Annotated in this window: 13 protein-coding genes and 1 tRNA gene; 5 read left to right on the top strand and 9 right to left on the bottom strand. The window is 58.6% G+C overall.

What is annotated here, in order from left to right:
• Complete coding sequence (locus BM036_RS08555) at positions 1-1,413, bottom strand: cytochrome ubiquinol oxidase subunit I (RefSeq protein WP_091850489.1); 1,413 nt, start codon at positions 1,411-1,413, stop codon at positions 1-3.
• A 200-nt stretch (positions 1,414-1,613) separates the two neighbouring features.
• Here BM036_RS08555 and BM036_RS08560 point away from each other — a divergent pair, with 200 nt between their 5' ends.
• The 3 genes from BM036_RS08560 to BM036_RS08570 all read left to right on the top strand — a co-directional run bounded on the left by BM036_RS08560 (position 1,614) and on the right by BM036_RS08570 (position 3,755).
• Positions 1,614-2,255, top strand: coding sequence for a class I SAM-dependent methyltransferase (locus tag BM036_RS08560; RefSeq protein WP_091850491.1), 642 nt, complete (start codon positions 1,614-1,616; stop codon positions 2,253-2,255).
• A 63-nt stretch (positions 2,256-2,318) separates the two neighbouring features.
• A tRNA-Leu gene (locus BM036_RS08565) sits at positions 2,319-2,405 on the top strand.
• Positions 2,406-2,594: 189 nt separating this feature from the next.
• Entirely contained in the window at positions 2,595-3,755 is a 1,161-nt protein-coding gene (locus BM036_RS08570) for a C4-dicarboxylate TRAP transporter substrate-binding protein (RefSeq protein WP_091850493.1), read from the top strand.
• A gap of 200 nt (positions 3,756-3,955) precedes the next feature.
• Here BM036_RS08570 and BM036_RS08575 read toward each other — a convergent pair whose 3' ends face one another.
• The 3 genes from BM036_RS08575 to BM036_RS08585 are packed head-to-tail and all read right to left on the bottom strand — an operon-like array spanning position 3,956 to position 6,184.
• Positions 3,956-4,477, bottom strand: a complete 522-nt coding sequence (locus tag BM036_RS08575; RefSeq protein WP_091850496.1) for a DUF192 domain-containing protein — start codon at positions 4,475-4,477, stop codon at positions 3,956-3,958.
• Positions 4,474-5,235: an ABC transporter permease gene (locus BM036_RS08580; protein ID WP_091850498.1), complete on the bottom strand. Its 762-nt coding sequence runs from the start codon at positions 5,233-5,235 to the stop codon at positions 4,474-4,476. The genes BM036_RS08575 and BM036_RS08580 overlap by 4 nt, the downstream gene beginning before the upstream one ends.
• A 25-nt stretch (positions 5,236-5,260) precedes the next feature.
• Positions 5,261-6,184, bottom strand: coding sequence for an ABC transporter ATP-binding protein (locus BM036_RS08585; protein WP_091850500.1), 924 nt, complete (start codon positions 6,182-6,184; stop codon positions 5,261-5,263).
• 178 nt (positions 6,185-6,362) lie between these two features.
• On the opposite strand from BM036_RS08585, the gene BM036_RS08590 reads away from it, so the two are divergent.
• Positions 6,363-6,815 carry a hypothetical protein gene (locus tag BM036_RS08590; RefSeq protein ID WP_143066584.1) on the top strand — a complete coding sequence of 151 codons (453 nt, stop codon included), beginning with the start codon at positions 6,363-6,365 and terminating at the stop codon, positions 6,813-6,815.
• Positions 6,816-6,827: 12 nt separating this feature from the next.
• Here the strand turns inward: BM036_RS08590 and BM036_RS08595 are convergent, their stop codons facing one another.
• The 3 genes from BM036_RS08595 to BM036_RS08605 are packed head-to-tail and all read right to left on the bottom strand — an operon-like array spanning position 6,828 to position 9,851.
• Positions 6,828-8,318, bottom strand: a complete 1,491-nt coding sequence (locus BM036_RS08595; protein WP_425434082.1) for a PhnE/PtxC family ABC transporter permease — start codon at positions 8,316-8,318, stop codon at positions 6,828-6,830.
• Between the two features lie 10 nt (positions 8,319-8,328).
• On the bottom strand, positions 8,329-8,985 hold the full coding sequence (locus BM036_RS08600; protein WP_091850503.1) for an ATP-binding cassette domain-containing protein: 657 nt from the start codon (positions 8,983-8,985) through the stop codon (positions 8,329-8,331).
• A complete protein-coding gene (locus BM036_RS08605; RefSeq protein WP_091850505.1) occupies positions 8,985-9,851 on the bottom strand; it encodes a putative selenate ABC transporter substrate-binding protein in 867 nt (288 codons plus the stop codon). The genes BM036_RS08600 and BM036_RS08605 overlap by 1 nt, the downstream gene beginning before the upstream one ends.
• 126 nt (positions 9,852-9,977) lie before the next feature.
• Here BM036_RS08605 and senB point away from each other — a divergent pair, with 126 nt between their 5' ends.
• Complete coding sequence (gene senB, locus BM036_RS08610; protein WP_091850507.1) at positions 9,978-10,967, top strand: selenoneine biosynthesis selenosugar synthase SenB; 990 nt, start codon at positions 9,978-9,980, stop codon at positions 10,965-10,967.
• On the opposite strand, the gene selD is transcribed toward senB, so the two are convergent.
• A complete protein-coding gene (selD, locus tag BM036_RS08615) occupies positions 10,951-13,221 on the bottom strand; it encodes a selenide, water dikinase SelD (RefSeq protein WP_091850509.1) in 2,271 nt (756 codons plus the stop codon). The two genes, senB and selD, sit on opposite strands and share 17 nt — an antisense overlap.
• A complete protein-coding gene (locus BM036_RS08620) occupies positions 13,218-13,910 on the bottom strand; it encodes a helix-hairpin-helix domain-containing protein (protein WP_091850511.1) in 693 nt (230 codons plus the stop codon). Before BM036_RS08620 ends, selD begins: the two co-directional genes overlap by 4 nt.
• Between the last annotated feature and the right edge of the window lie 3 nt (positions 13,911-13,913).

The following is a 13,913-nucleotide window of genomic DNA, read 5'->3' on the forward strand; positions in this document are numbered from 1 at the left end:
TCAGTACCCTCCCGGACGCACGATGTCTTCGTTGTATTCAAACGGCACATGGGCTGCGGAAAGCGGCCGCTTGGGGTGGTCCGACGAGTATTCCCGGTCCTTTGCCTCAAGTCCGTCGTGCAGTACTCGCATCAGGTAGTAAACGCCTGCCGAGAACACCAGGGCGTAGACAACGATATAACCGATCAGGGTAAACAGGGCCATGCCGCCAGTGAGGGAGGGTGTCAGCCCCTCCGCCTGGGTCATCATGCCGTAGACTACCCAGGGCGCGCGGCCAAACTCGGTAACGAACCAACCGGCCAGTACCGCTACAAAGGGCGTCAACGACATCAGCCGCAGCCCCTGCAGGAACCAGCGGTTCTCGGCGTAACGCCCACCCCGGCGCAATACCAGGCCGGCGATGGCGAAGCCGATCATCAGGAAGCCAAGCCCCACCATTACCCGGAAGCTCCAGAACACCAGCATTACCGGGGGCTGCTCCTCTTGCGGTACCAGGTCCAGCCCGGGCACTTCACCGTCGATATCATGGGCCAGGATCAGGCTGGCCATCCCCGGAATCCCGATTTCGAAGTGATTGGTCTGGTTTTCCTGGTCGGGCAGGGCAAACAGCAGCAGGGGCACACGGGTATCGGTTTCCCAGTTACCTTCCATCGCGGCAACCTTGACTGGCTGGTGTTCCTGGGTATTCAGACCATGGAAGTCGCCAATCACTGCCTGGGACGGGGCCATGACCAGGAGCATCCACAGGCACATGGACAGGGCCTTGCGGTTGGCCTCAACCTCGCGTCCGCGCAGAAGGTACCAGGCGCTCACACCTGCAACCACAAAGCCACCGGTGAGGAATGAGGCCATCACCATGTGAACAAAGCGCCACGTGAATGAGGGATTGAAGATGGCTTCGGACCAGGACGTGACATGGAAAATCCCTTCCCGAAACTCAACGCCGGCCGGGGTCTGCATCCAACTATTGGCGGAGAGTATCCAGAAGGATGAGATAAACGTGCCGAAAGCCACCATGATTGCCGCGAAGAGATGGACCCCTGCCGGCACCTTGTCACGGCCGAACAGCAATACGCCCAGGAATGCGGCTTCCAGGAAGAACGCCGTCACCACCTCATAGCTGAGCATGGGCCCGAGGAAGTTGGCCGTCGCCTGGGCAAAGTTTGACCAGTTGGTTCCGAACTGGAACGACATGACAATCCCGGACACCACGCCCATGCCGAAAACCACCGCAAACACCTTTATCCAGAAAGTGGACAGTCGGGTCCAGACCGGGTTTTCAGTCTTGAAGGCTAGCCCTTCCAGCACCGCGATGTAGGAGGCCAGGCCAATGGTAAAGACGGGGAAAATAGCGTGGAAGGAAACCACGAACGCGAACTGGATTCGCGATAGCAACAGGGGATCTAGCTCCATCGTAAACCTCCGGTACCTACAGTTCTTATGGAGAGTGAGGCCACTCCCACCTTGGTATACTGCCTTCCGTTTGTGCAGTTTTTGTTAGTACCGGCAGCTAACTTATATTCTGGAACACTAGCATGCTACTCTGAAGCCGCTGTTCTCCATAGGGGCAGAATGTCGCACGCACTTGCGTTAAATCAATTGTGGAGAAAACCTTGGGCTTTTACGAGGAACGCATACTTCCCCATATCATCGACAAGGCGTGTTCAGTGGGCCAGGTCATGAAGCTGCGCAGCCAGTTAGTCCCGCGGGCCACCGGTATCGTACTGGAAGTGGGCATGGGGTCGGCCATTAACCTTGAGTTCTACAACCCGGATACTGTCCAGTTGGTGTATGGTTTGGAGCCTTCACCGGGTATGCGACTGAAAGCCGCCGATAACATGGCCAAATCCCGGGTACCCGTCCAGTGGCTGGACCTTCCAGGAGAGGAAATTCCACTTCCGAATAACAGTGTAGATACGGTTCTGCTGACTTTCACACTTTGCACTATTCCGGGTCACCAGCGCGCCCTGGAGCAGATGATGCGGGTCCTCAGGCCTGGTGGGGAGTTGTTGTTCCTGGAGCACGGTGAAGCCCCCGAGAACCCTACGCGGAAGTGGCAGCACAGAATCACCCCGGTCTGGAAGAAATTCGCCGGCGGTTGCCACCTGAATCGCCCGATCGCTCGGCTGATCGAACAGGCGGGGTTCTCCATTAAGGAGTTGGAAAACTTTTACATGCCCGGAGCCCCACAGATCGCCGGCTACCTCTATCATGGTACGGCGGTCAAAATTGCCGCAACCCCAGACAGCGGTTAGCCTGCCAATTGCTTTGCGCGCCATGGCCTTATACAATTCGGCGCGTCTTTACCCTTCCGAAATGCCCGGGTGGTGAAATTGGTAGACACTGGGGACTTAAAATCCCCTGACCGTTAGGTCGTGCCGGTTCGAGTCCGGCCCCGGGCACCACTTGCTATAGAAACATTCCCCGCTTTCGACTCAGGTTGATCCGCTTCCCCTCGTCCATTCCGACGATTTTTTAACCAATCGGTTGATTGGTTAGGCATTGCACGACTATCGTGATATTTCAGGATGTGAACCATTTTGGGGAGGGAGCCCAAAACCCGTATTACAACAACAAATATCCGGAGTACTAGCATGCCTGTAACATCCCTGGTTCGTGTTTTATCAACGTCGCTGGTCGTCGGCGGTATGGCCCTTTCCTCCGTTGCGGACGCCAGAACCCTCTCCTATGCGATCGGTTACCCGCCCGGAAGTGATTCTGCCAAGGCCGCGCAAAACTACGCGGACCGTGTAGAAAAGTTCTCCGATGGGGAGCTCTCTGTGAAAGTGTACCCACTGTCGCTGCTTAATTTTGCGGAAACTTCAGCGGGAATTAGGGACGGGATGGCCGACATTGGCTATCTGCTTAGTGCGTACTTTCCGTCTGAATACGCTCATACCAACCTGCTTGCCGAAGCGGCTATGCAGCTCCAGTTTTTCGGTGACGAAATACAGGGCAAGGAGGGAACAGCGTACATTGGAGCATTAGCGGAGTATATTTTTTTCCAGTGTGAAGAATGCCATAGTGAATTTGAGGCTCAGAATCAGGTCTTTACCGGTATCGCGTCCAGTTCCAACTACATGCTGAACTGTAGTGAGCCAGTGACCACAGTGGAAGAGCTCAAAGGTAAGCGTCTGCGTGCGGCGGGCTCCCAATGGTCGCGGTGGGCACAAACATTTGGAGCTAGTCCGGTTACGCTCTCCGGCAACGAAACCTTTGAAGCTCTGGAGCAGGGTGTGGTGGACTGTGCAATCATATCCGCACCAGACCTTGAAAACCTCGGGATCATTGAAGCTACTACCGATATTACCATCGATGTACCTGGCGGCGTCTTCGCCGGAGCGCCAATTTCCAACACTAACAGGAGCACTTGGCAGAGTCTGACGGATAATCAGCGTACTGCCATGCTGCATGCCGGGGCCTATATTTCCGCCGAGATTCCCTGGGTATATCACCAGCGTGAAGCTGCCGTGTTGGAGCGTGCCCGCGATGAAATGGGGATTGAGGTTCACACCGCGTCAAAGGAGCTTCAAGAGGCAACACGTGCGTTTGTTCGTAAGGATATGGAGGTTATCTCCCAGTTCTACGAGGAAACCTATGGCGTGACGAATGGCGCAGAAATGCTCGAAGAGTTCCGCCCGGTTCTCGAAAAATGGGTCGAACTGGTAAAGGATGTGGACTCTCAGGAAGAGCTGGGCGAGCTTTATTGGAATGAGGTGTTTTCGAAAGTGGATGCATCTACCCACGGCATGTAGGAACTGCGTGCAAGCTGACAAAAACGTCCCGGCTGTCGCCGGGACGTTTTTTATTTGACCTGGTGTCCTGTCAACCGATCAGGCCGGGTAAACCTCCGATACCGTGGCCCGCATAGCCGAAGCGGTCTAGAGAAGAGGCAGAACCAGAAACGTGTCAAAAGGCTGTGAGATCTATCAAGGACTGGTACCGGGCCAATGATTCAATCAGCCATGGAGCAGGGTATATTGTCGTTCAGGTTTGCAACTAACTTGTCGCCAACGTCGACATGATGTGTCTCGAAAAAACCGGCGTTCATTTCCAGCACGTTCCGGTGTGGAACCCCGGCAGGCCAGGTGGGGCAGTCGCGGGCCTGGTCGGTTTCGCACGGTGTCATGGTGTCCATGGCGAGGATGACACCATTCTCATCCAGCCAGGCGATATCCAGGGGAATTCGGGTTCGGTACATCCAGAAACCCGCAGAGGCAGGGCGATCAGAATCGTAAAAGAACAACATACCGGCGCGGGCCGGCAGGCTTTGCCGCTCCATCAGGCCCCAGCGCCGCTGTTCGGCTGTCACCGCGTGTTCGAGGGTTACCGGAATGGCCCTTTCATCGGTGATCAGGCAGGCCTCCCAGGTCTCAAGTTGCTGGGGTGGGGAACTCTGGGCAAAGGCCGCTGCCACGACCAGCCAGAAAGCCAGAAACGCCCGGAATAAACCTGCAATCCGGCTACGGGATGTCATGGCTTGAGCCGGTACCCGGTGCGGAAGATCCATGCGATCAGCACCATGCACAAGGTCAGGAACACCATAATCATGCCAACACTGATACCGATGTGAATGTCCGAGACGCCATAGAAAGCCCACCGGAAACCGGAAATCAGGTATACCACCGGGTTGAACAGGGTGATGGTCTGCCAGATCTCCGGCAGCATATCGATGGAATAGAAGGTCCCGCCGAGAAACACCAAAGGCGTAACGATCATCAGCGGCACGATCTGAAGCTTCTCAAAACCGTCCGCCCACACACCGATAATGAAACCGAACAGGCTGAAGGTCACCGCGGTCAGCACCAGGAACGAGATCATCCAGACGGGATGCAAGACGCTGTAATCCACGAACAGCCGTGCGGTGGCAAGGATGATCAGGCCCAGGATGACCGACTTGGTGGCTGCCGCCCCGACATAGCCGATGACCACCTCAATGTAGGACACGGGCGCCGACAGTACCTCGTAGATGGTGCCCGAGAACCGTGGCATGTAGATGCCGAAGCTGGCGTTGGAGATGCTTTGCATCAGCAGCGTCAGCATGATCAGCCCCGGTATGATGTAGGCGCCATAGCTGATGCCGTCAATATCTCCCATGCGGGATCCAATGGCGGAGCCAAACACCACGAAATACAGGGATGTAGAGATCACCGGTGAGGCGACACTCTGCATCAGGGTTCGCCACATGCGGGCCATTTCAAACTTGTAGATGGCGAGGATGCCATACAGGTTCATAGATTCTCTCCGGTTGTGGGGCGTATCAGTCGTGATGAACCAGCCCTACGAAAATCTCTTCAAGGGAACTCTCACGGGTCTGCAGGTCCCGGTACTCCACACCCAGCTCTCCCAGTGTGCGCAACAGCAGGGCCACACCGGCCTGCTCCTGCTGGCTGTCGAAGGTGTAGATCAGCTCATAGCCATCTTCGGAAAGCTCAATGGGCTGGTCTTTCAGTTCCGGCGGCAATTCTTCCAGCGGGGCTTGCAGGTGCAGGCGCAGTTCCTTTCGGCCCAGCTTCGACATAAGGGTGGCCTTATCCTCCACCAGGATCAGTTCGCCGTTGCGGATCACGCCGATGCGGTCCGCCATTTCCTCGGCTTCCTCGATGTAGTGGGTCGTGAGAATGATCGTAACGCCACTCTCCCTTAACTTGCGTACCATCTCCCACATATCCCGGCGCAGTTCCACATCAACACCGGCGGTGGGCTCGTCAAGGAACAGGATATCCGGCTCGTGGGAAAGGGCCTTGGCGATCATGACGCGGCGCTTCATGCCACCGGAAAGGGACATGACCCGGTTGTTGCGCTTGTCCCACAGCGACAGGTCTCGCAAGACTTTCTCGATATGGGCCGGATTGGGTGGCTTGCCGAAAAGCCCGCGGCTGAAGCTGACGGTGTTCCAGACTTTTTCGAAGGAGTCGGTATTCAGTTCCTGGGGTACCAGGCCGATCGCCTGCCGCGCAGCCCGGAACTCACGGACGATATCGTGCCCGGCGGCGGTCACCGTGCCGCTGGAGGGGTTCACGAGACCACAGATGATACTGATCAGGGTGGTCTTGCCGGCGCCATTGGGGCCGAGCAGGGCGAAGATCTCCCCCTTCTGTATGTCCAGGCTGACATTCTTGAGGGCCTGGAAGCCATCGCCGTAGGTCTTGCTGAGGTTCTGGACCGATATATCCGGTTGCACAGCGGGTTCTCCGTCAGCAGGTTTTGGAAAAGTCCGGCATTTTCGCATGTTATGGGTGAACAGGGCACCCCGTTCCGGTGCGTATACGGACAAATCCTGTGCCGGACCAGTGGAGAAGGTCATTGGCCACAGGCATAATGCCACCGGATCGGTGTCCCGCCTGGTTGTTGGAGTACCCATGATTCGCACTGCGTTAGCCGTATTATTTGTTGTTGCCCTGGCGGCTTTTGCCTGGTGGTTGCCGCAATGGCTGGGTGCGCCTGAATCGGCCACGGACAACGCCAGTCAAGCCACTTGCCATCCACTGGTCGAAACCTGCCAGTGGCAAACGCCAGGTGGCGCCGCAAAACTGACGCTGATCCCGCTTTCAGGGGATGAGCTGCAACTGGACGTGACCATACCCGGCGTGGCTGCCAAACCCCTGATCGTACTCACCGGTGAGAGTATGTACATGGGGGAGTATCCCATGGCACTGAGCGCGACAGGCCTGCCCGGGGAATACCGGGTGCGCTTCGTACCACCGTTCTGCACCACCGGTGACGAGATGGTTTGGCGGATTAACGTGCAGGTTGCCGGCGAGCCGTTCGAACTGCCTTTCCGGGCCCTGTTCAGTCCTTCCGAAGCTTCCTGAGCATCAGCAATGTCAGCAGGTTGGCATGGTCTGCAAGGCCAGGCACCGGCGAATACGGCGGGATAGCCCGTCGATCCCGATATTCAGTAACGCCGTGACCAGAATCAGGATCATGGCCTTGTCGAACTGGATATTCTGGATGGCGCTGTCGACATAGAAGCCCAATGTATAAATGCCCAGAATCCCCAGGATGGCGGTTTCCCGCATGATGATCTCCCATCGATAGAACAGGAATGCCAGGAACGACGGGTACACCCGGGGTACCAGCTCATAGCCGTAGCGCATCAGCCCCCTGGGTGCGTCAGGGCGCAGCCCAATGGTGCTGGACTGACGGCCAATCAGATGGCCGATAATACCGCCGTTGTGCAGGGCCAGGGCCACCACTGCCGGTAGCATGGACGGCCCCCACAGCTGCAGCAGGATATAGGCCAGGATGTATTCAGGGGTGGATCTGGCAATCACCAGCAGCACGTGGCCCCCGGTGCGGGAGAGCCGGTTTCCGAAGTGGCGCGAAATCAGCGGGAAGGCCAGCAACGCTATAACACCGGTCGCCACCAGGGCCATCTGTGTCAGCAACAACGTGTTCCAGATGCCAGGGAGGGCCTGGTTCACCACCAGGTCACTCAACCAGGGCCAGAAGGCTTCGGAAGATGTCTCACGCAGGGGCGCCGGCACGATGTCTTCGGTAAAGAATCGGCGGACATTCCCCCACATAATGGGCATTCCGTCACCCAGGAAGAAGGGCGCCGCCACAATATAGAATGGCAGCATACGTGGCCGCACCCATAACGGGATAGTAGCAATCAGTACATAGAACAGAATCAGCACCGCCCCGGCTTCGGAGTAATGTCCCTGGGAGAACGCCGATTCCAGGTAGAAGCCAAGGGTAGGCAGGCCGACAAACCCCAGGATGGCGCTGGACCGAAAGCCGCACTCCAGGCGGTAGGAGGTATAGGTGCGCAGCTGTTCCCAACAATCCGGGATGCGGGTATAGACGAAGGCCGAAAGCGCTCCGACGCCAGAAGGAAGCAGGTTACGGGGCTCCTGGTCCGCCTCGTCCAGTATTTCCGAATACACCTTGGCAAATATTCCGGCGTAGGGAATGGCAATGGCGAGGACCCCGGTGAGGGGATGGAAGCCGAAGAACTGAAGGAAGATCAGCGCCCAGAATAGCTCGTGAATGGCGCGGATGAACGCGCAAAAGGTACGAACCATTCGGAAGCGGTACACCAGCGCCAACAGAAAGCCGGCGCCAGCTCCAAGGGTCACCCCCACAAAGGCGAAGGCCAGGGTGCGGAGCAGGGCGGTAGCGAGTCCCGCGCTGGAGAAGAAGTCCGGGGTCATCACACCCCAGAAGAAACGCATCAGGTCCTGCCAGGGGTTCGCCGTGGTAATGGCAATATCCGCCATGGCCAGGCACACCAGGGCCAGCGCCACGAAGAACAGGCTGGTTCTGGCCGTTCTGGAGCGACTTATGGGTATATTGGCCCAACCCTGCATCATGGTGTGGCCTTCAGTCGTATAGCGGGCGGATGTCCGCCGCCGTCAGGGACTGACTTGGCTCATCCAGGGCGATTTTGCCGTCCTGGATGCCCACGATCCGGTTACTGTAGGCCAGCGCAAGCTCCACGTCATGTAACGCCACTATCGAGGTGTTAAATCTGTCCCTGAGCAGCGCCATGACCTTGTGGGCCAGTGGGCCATCGAGGGCGGAGACCGGCTCGTCGGCCAGCAGCATGTCGGCGTTGCGATAAAGGGCGCGACCAATGGCGGCGCGCTGACGCTGGCCACCAGACAGCCTTGCGGCCGGGCTCCACAGCTTGTCAGACATATCCAGTTCGCCCAGGATGGCAGTCACCGCTTCCCGGTCGGCTTTGAACGGCCGAATCAGTGTGGCCAGGTTGTAGAGTGCGTTGTGCTGCTCCAGCCTGGCCATAAAGACGTTATGGAAGACGGGCAGGGCGTTGACCAGGCCCAGTTCCTGGGGAACCAGGGCCGCCTCATCGCCCACCCGGTCGTGGATCAGCCGGATCAGGGTGGACTTGCCCGCACCGCTCTTGCCCACCAGGGCAATCTTGTCCCCTGGCGCAACCGACAGGGACAGCGGGCCAAGAACCCGTTGCCCCCCGAAGTAGCCTGACAGTCCATCCAGTTCCAGCGGTGCCTTCATCAGTTCAGCAGGCCCAGTTCTTCGGCGGTTTCTTCGATGGGCGCATAGTCCTCGTTCGATGCCGGGATAAAGCCGGCCCGGGGGAACCGCTTGAGCAGCTCAGGGTCGTCCATGTCCAGCAAGGCCTGGGTTACGCGATCCTTGAAGCCTTCGCCGAAGCGCTCGTCGACGTCACCGCGAATGGTCCACTGGTAATCCGGGTAGTAAGGCGTCTTCCAGATCACCTGTACCTTGTCGGTATCAATAGAGCCATCTTCCACACCGGATTCCCAGACCTTGTAGTTGACCGCGCCTAATTGATAGGTGCCGGCCTCCACCAGGCGAACGGTTCGGGTATGGTTTCCGCTGAAGCCGACCCTCGAGAAGAACTCGTCAGGGGCCTCGCCATAGGCCTCTCGCAGGAAAAACTCCGGCATCAACCGGCCAGAGGTTGAACCCTTGGAGCCAAAGGTGAAGGTCATGCCCTCGAGATCCTCTGACAGCTCGTCCATGGGTTCCAGGCCGGTGCTGGTATTGGCAATCACATAACTCTGGAACTCGGGATCTTCCACACCCTGGGCGATAGCTTCAGAGCCCGGCACAAGGCGGCGGGCCTGCACACCGGAAAGGCCACCGAACCAGGCCAGTTGAACCTGGTTGTTGCGGAAGGCGGAAACAGCGGCTGCATAGGATTTTACCGGAATGTACTTCACGTCCACGTCCAGTTGCTCTTCCAGGTAGGCCTCGACAGCACCGAAGCGCTCAATCAGCTGCGTCTCGTCCTGGTCCGGAATGGCGGTGAAGACAAACGTGTCTGCCGCTGCGGAAAGGGCATAGGTCTGCATGGCGGCGGCTATGGTAGCCAGGCCAAGAATTTTTTTGAACATAGGGATCGGTCCTTGAGGTGAAGGGTTCAGGCAGCGCATGTGCCGGTTGTAATGATACTCTACGATGACCTGACTCGATTGGCCTACCGTAGAAATCATCTGACACTACTGAATGGTAGCAACTTAATGAAACTACTGCTATTGACTCCCGCCCCCCGGGGTTCACTCTCGGGCAACCGGGCGACGGCCGAGCGCTGGACACGGTTACTGGAGGGGCTTGGTCATCGGGTCACAGTAGGCACCAACTATGATGCTCAGCAGGCTTGCGATGCCGATGTGCTGATTGCGTTGCATGCCTGGCGCAGCCGGGATGCCGTGACACGCTGGCGCCGGGAACAGGGGCAGAAGCCGATGATTATTGCGCTGACTGGAACGGACCTGTATCGGTTCCAGTACAGCCACCCGGAGCAGACCCTTGCCACCATGGCAGCGGCGGATGGGCTTATCGTACTGCACCACCTCGCATGGCAGGTGGTGCCGGAAGAACTCCGGTCTCGTATTACTGTTGTGCTGCAGTCTGCGGCCACTCCGCCGGAGCGGGCCAGCAGGTTACCGGCTGACAACGATCGTTTTGACCTTTGTGTCATTGGCCATCTCCGGGAAGAGAAGGACCCTTTGCGGGCCGCCCTCGCTGCCCGGCTGCTGCCGCCTGAATCAAGGATTCACATACTGCAGGCCGGCAAGGCCCATGACAATGGCTGGGCCGAGGCTGCCAGGGACGAAATGACCAACAACCCCCGGTACCAGTGGCTGGGTGAGATTCCCAGGGAACAGGCTTCACTGCTGATGAGCCAGTGCCGCGCCATGGTCATCAGTTCTACCATGGAAGGCGGCGCCAATGTGGTTTCCGAGGCCTGCCGGGCGGGTCTGCCGGTGCTGGCCTCCGACATTCCCGGCAATCTCGGCTTGCTGGGGGAAAACTACCCCGGTGTCTATCCCGTTGGCGATGAGCAGGCCCTTGCAGGGCTTATGCTCAGGGCAGAGCAGGAGCCTGAGTGGCTGGATAACCTGCGCCACCTCGTTGACAGGTTGGCGCTGGAATTTACGCCGGAACGGGAGCAAGCCTCCCTGGACGAGGCCCTGACAAAGGCTGTAGCCCTCAGTCCCGCAGACTGATGGGCTCTATGGCCTCCCCCTGTTCGGTGACTTCGCCAATAATGGAGGTCAGCGGATAGCCCAGGGACCGAAGCTCTGCGACGCAGGCCTCCGCCTGGTCGGCCGGCACGCTGGCCAGCAGTCCGCCCGCGGTCTGCGGATCGAAGATAAGCGGGTAGCGGGGATGGTCAACCCACCTGGCCTGGTCCCGGATGCCCCGGCGCAGGCGGATATTGGCGGGCTGCAGAGAGCTCAGGATGCCTGCGGCAGCGGTCTCTTCGGCCCCGGGCAGGACCGGGATAGCCGACAGCTCCAGGACAGCATCGACACCGGAGGGGCGGGTCATTTCCACCAGGTGGCCCAGCAGTCCGAAACCTGTCACATCAGTACAGGCCTTGGCGCCATAGCGCAGCAGGCAGCGGGCGCCTTCCTGGTTGGACTGAATCATGGAGGCCAGGGCTGAATCGATCCAGCGGCCCCTGGCGGCCAGGCGGGCGTGGGCTGCGAACAGGGTACCGGTACCGATGGCCTTGGTCAGGATCAGCTTGTCACCGGCCTTCAGGCCGCCCTTGCTCATCACCTTGGCAGGATCAATCAGGCCGTTGACCGCAAAACCCAGGGCGAGCTCCTTGCCTTCACCTGTGTGCCCGCCTACCAGGGCACAGCCGGCGTCATTCAGCACTTCCACGGCACCGGACATCATCTGGTAGACCACATCTTCCACCTTGGACTCAATGCCGTAGGGCACGGTGGCAACGGCGGTCGCGCTTTGGGCTTCGGCACCCATGGCAAACACATCGCCCAGGCTGTGATTGGCAGCTACCTTGCCGAATACATAGGGGTCATCAATAAATGCCCGGAAGAAGTCCACTGTATGGACTACGGCCTTGCCCGGAGGCACGGTCAGCACGGCGGCATCATCCGGCGCATGCAGCCCCACGAGAATGTCATCCCGCTCGATGGGGCGCAGTTCGCCGAGTGCCCGGGACAGCACCGTACTGCCCACCTTGGCGCCACAGCCGCCGCAGCGCATAGCCACTGCAGAAATGGCCTGGGAGGCTTCCTCCGGGTTCTGCGCGGCAGAGGTATCCGGCAGGGCAGAGGACTCCTCCATGGCTGGTAGCTCGTTGAACTTCTTCATGAAGCGTCGGTCGATCCAATCCTTCCAACGCCACACCAGGCGACCCTGGGCGAATCGGTCACCTTTGGAGGCGATGGCATACTTGTCGCCAGTGCTTATCAGGGCCAGCCAGGTCTTCTGGGGGGTAAACGGTTTTGGTTGCCTGCCAAGGGCGGCGCGGCGCAGGTTGTCTGCCAGTGGCGGCCCCTGGCGGACTGCAAAGACGCCGGCCTTCTCCCGGGGATGGTCCACCACGTTCGCAATATCGCCGGCGGCGAAGACATCGTCATCGGTTTCGCTCTGAAGCGTATCCCGACAGCGAATAAAGCCACCATCGTCCAGCGCCAGCCCGGTTTCCCTGAGCCAGGCAGGGCCACCGGCACGGGTGACCCAGAGCACTTCGTCCAGGTCAAAGGAGTGGTCGTTTTCGGTACGGAGATGGCCATGCTCAACCCGGGTAACGGCACTGCCAAGATGCAGATGGACACCGCGCTTACGGAGTGTCTTGCTGAACGCCTCTCGAACTCGCTCATTATGGGTAGGCAAAAGTTCGCTCGCCTGGTCGAACAGATGAAACGACAGTTGGTCCGGATCCTTGCCCCGGGTCTTGTATTCCTTGCGTAACCGATGCTGCATGGCGAGTGTGAGCTCAACACCACCGGCCCCCGCGCCTACAACACCAACCGACAGCGGCCCTTCATGGGTCTCTGCCCGTTCCAGTAATGAAAGCCAGCGCTGATTGAACCCGTTGATGGGTTTGACCGGTACGGCATGGTCACTGGCGCCTGGAACTTCGTTGACCCGTGGCGTGGAGCCAATATTGATGGATAGCAGGTCATAGGGAACAGAAGGGCGCCCCCGGCAGAGGATGCGCTTGGTGTTACGATCAACGCCAATCGCTTCATCCCGGTAGAACCGGGCGCCGGCAAACTCCGCCAGCTTGCTGAGGTCGATGTGGCAGTCGTCGTAGCTGTAGTGCCCGGCCACGTAGCCGGGCAGCATGCCGGAGTAGGGGGTGTGCGTGTCGCGACAGATCAGTGTCAGGCGAACACCCGGCACCGGTTTCATCGCAAAACGCTTGAGGACTCCAACGTGGCTGTGGCCACCACCAATCAGTACGATGTCACGCAGTACCGGCTGTTCCGTTTCCTTCATCCGATCAGTTTCTTCGCTTCGTCGGGCCAGGTCCGGAAGCCTTTCGTACTTGAGAACTGGTTCAGTTTCTCCTGTTCGGCTTCGGTCGGATTGGCGATCTGGTTAATGGAAGTAATGCCCGCACCCTGGAGTTTGCGCGCGGTAACCGGGCCAATACCCTTGATTCTGGTCAGGTCGCTGAGGTCGTTGCCCTTGCTGGCGGCCTTCGCCGTAGCGGTAGCCTTTCGAGCACCGGCCTTGGCGTCTGTTTTCGCCCTGGTGGCACTACTCTTGGCCTTGGTAGCGGTTTTCTTGCCAGCTTTTTTCGCTGTCTTTGCGGTACTGGTGGCTTCTTTTTCCAGGGAGCGGGTTACTGCCTCCTGGCCACGCTTTGCTTCCCGTTGCGCAATGCCAAGACGTTCCATAACCGTGTTCTGGATTTTCTGGAATTCCTCCATGCGACGGTCCAGTTCATCGTGGAACCGTTTCATTTCCCGATCACGCAGCTCGTCGATTTCCTTCATCAGCTTGCGAACCGGCTCCTGAATCTGGTTCTGGAGAGAGTCCAACTGTTTGAAAGCATCGTCCACGAGCTTTTCGATCTGGGTGGAGGTTTTCTCAAACTCCTTGTTGACCTTCTTGACGATCTTGTCAACGTTTGGTCGGTTATCGCCGGACTTGCTGCTCTTGGTGTTCTTGCTCTTTGCCATGGT

Source organism: Marinobacter segnicrescens (assembly GCF_900111555.1).
GTDB lineage: Bacteria > Pseudomonadota > Gammaproteobacteria > Pseudomonadales > Oleiphilaceae > Marinobacter > Marinobacter segnicrescens.

Bases quoted from the DNA above. Each gene is read 5' to 3' on its own strand.
- BM036_RS08555 (WP_091850489.1), bottom strand. From the start codon at position 1,413: ATGGAGCTAGATCCCCTGTTGCTATCGCGAATCCAGTTCGCGTTCGTG.
- BM036_RS08570 (WP_091850493.1), top strand. From the start codon at position 2,595: ATGCCTGTAACATCCCTGGTTCGTGTTTTATCAACGTCGCTGGTCGTC.
- BM036_RS08575 (WP_091850496.1), bottom strand. From the start codon at position 4,477: ATGACATCCCGTAGCCGGATTGCAGGTTTATTCCGGGCGTTTCTGGCT.
- BM036_RS08580 (WP_091850498.1), bottom strand. From the start codon at position 5,235: ATGAACCTGTATGGCATCCTCGCCATCTACAAGTTTGAAATGGCCCGC.
- BM036_RS08590 (WP_143066584.1), top strand. From the start codon at position 6,363: ATGATTCGCACTGCGTTAGCCGTATTATTTGTTGTTGCCCTGGCGGCT.
- BM036_RS08595 (WP_425434082.1), bottom strand. From the start codon at position 8,318: ATGATGCAGGGTTGGGCCAATATACCCATAAGTCGCTCCAGAACGGCC.
- BM036_RS08600 (WP_091850503.1), bottom strand. From the start codon at position 8,985: ATGAAGGCACCGCTGGAACTGGATGGACTGTCAGGCTACTTCGGGGGG.
- BM036_RS08605 (WP_091850505.1), bottom strand. From the start codon at position 9,851: ATGTTCAAAAAAATTCTTGGCCTGGCTACCATAGCCGCCGCCATGCAG.
- senB (WP_091850507.1), top strand. From the start codon at position 9,978: ATGAAACTACTGCTATTGACTCCCGCCCCCCGGGGTTCACTCTCGGGC.
- selD (WP_091850509.1), bottom strand. From the start codon at position 13,221: ATGAAGGAAACGGAACAGCCGGTACTGCGTGACATCGTACTGATTGGT.
- BM036_RS08620 (WP_091850511.1), bottom strand. From the start codon at position 13,910: ATGGCAAAGAGCAAGAACACCAAGAGCAGCAAGTCCGGCGATAACCGA.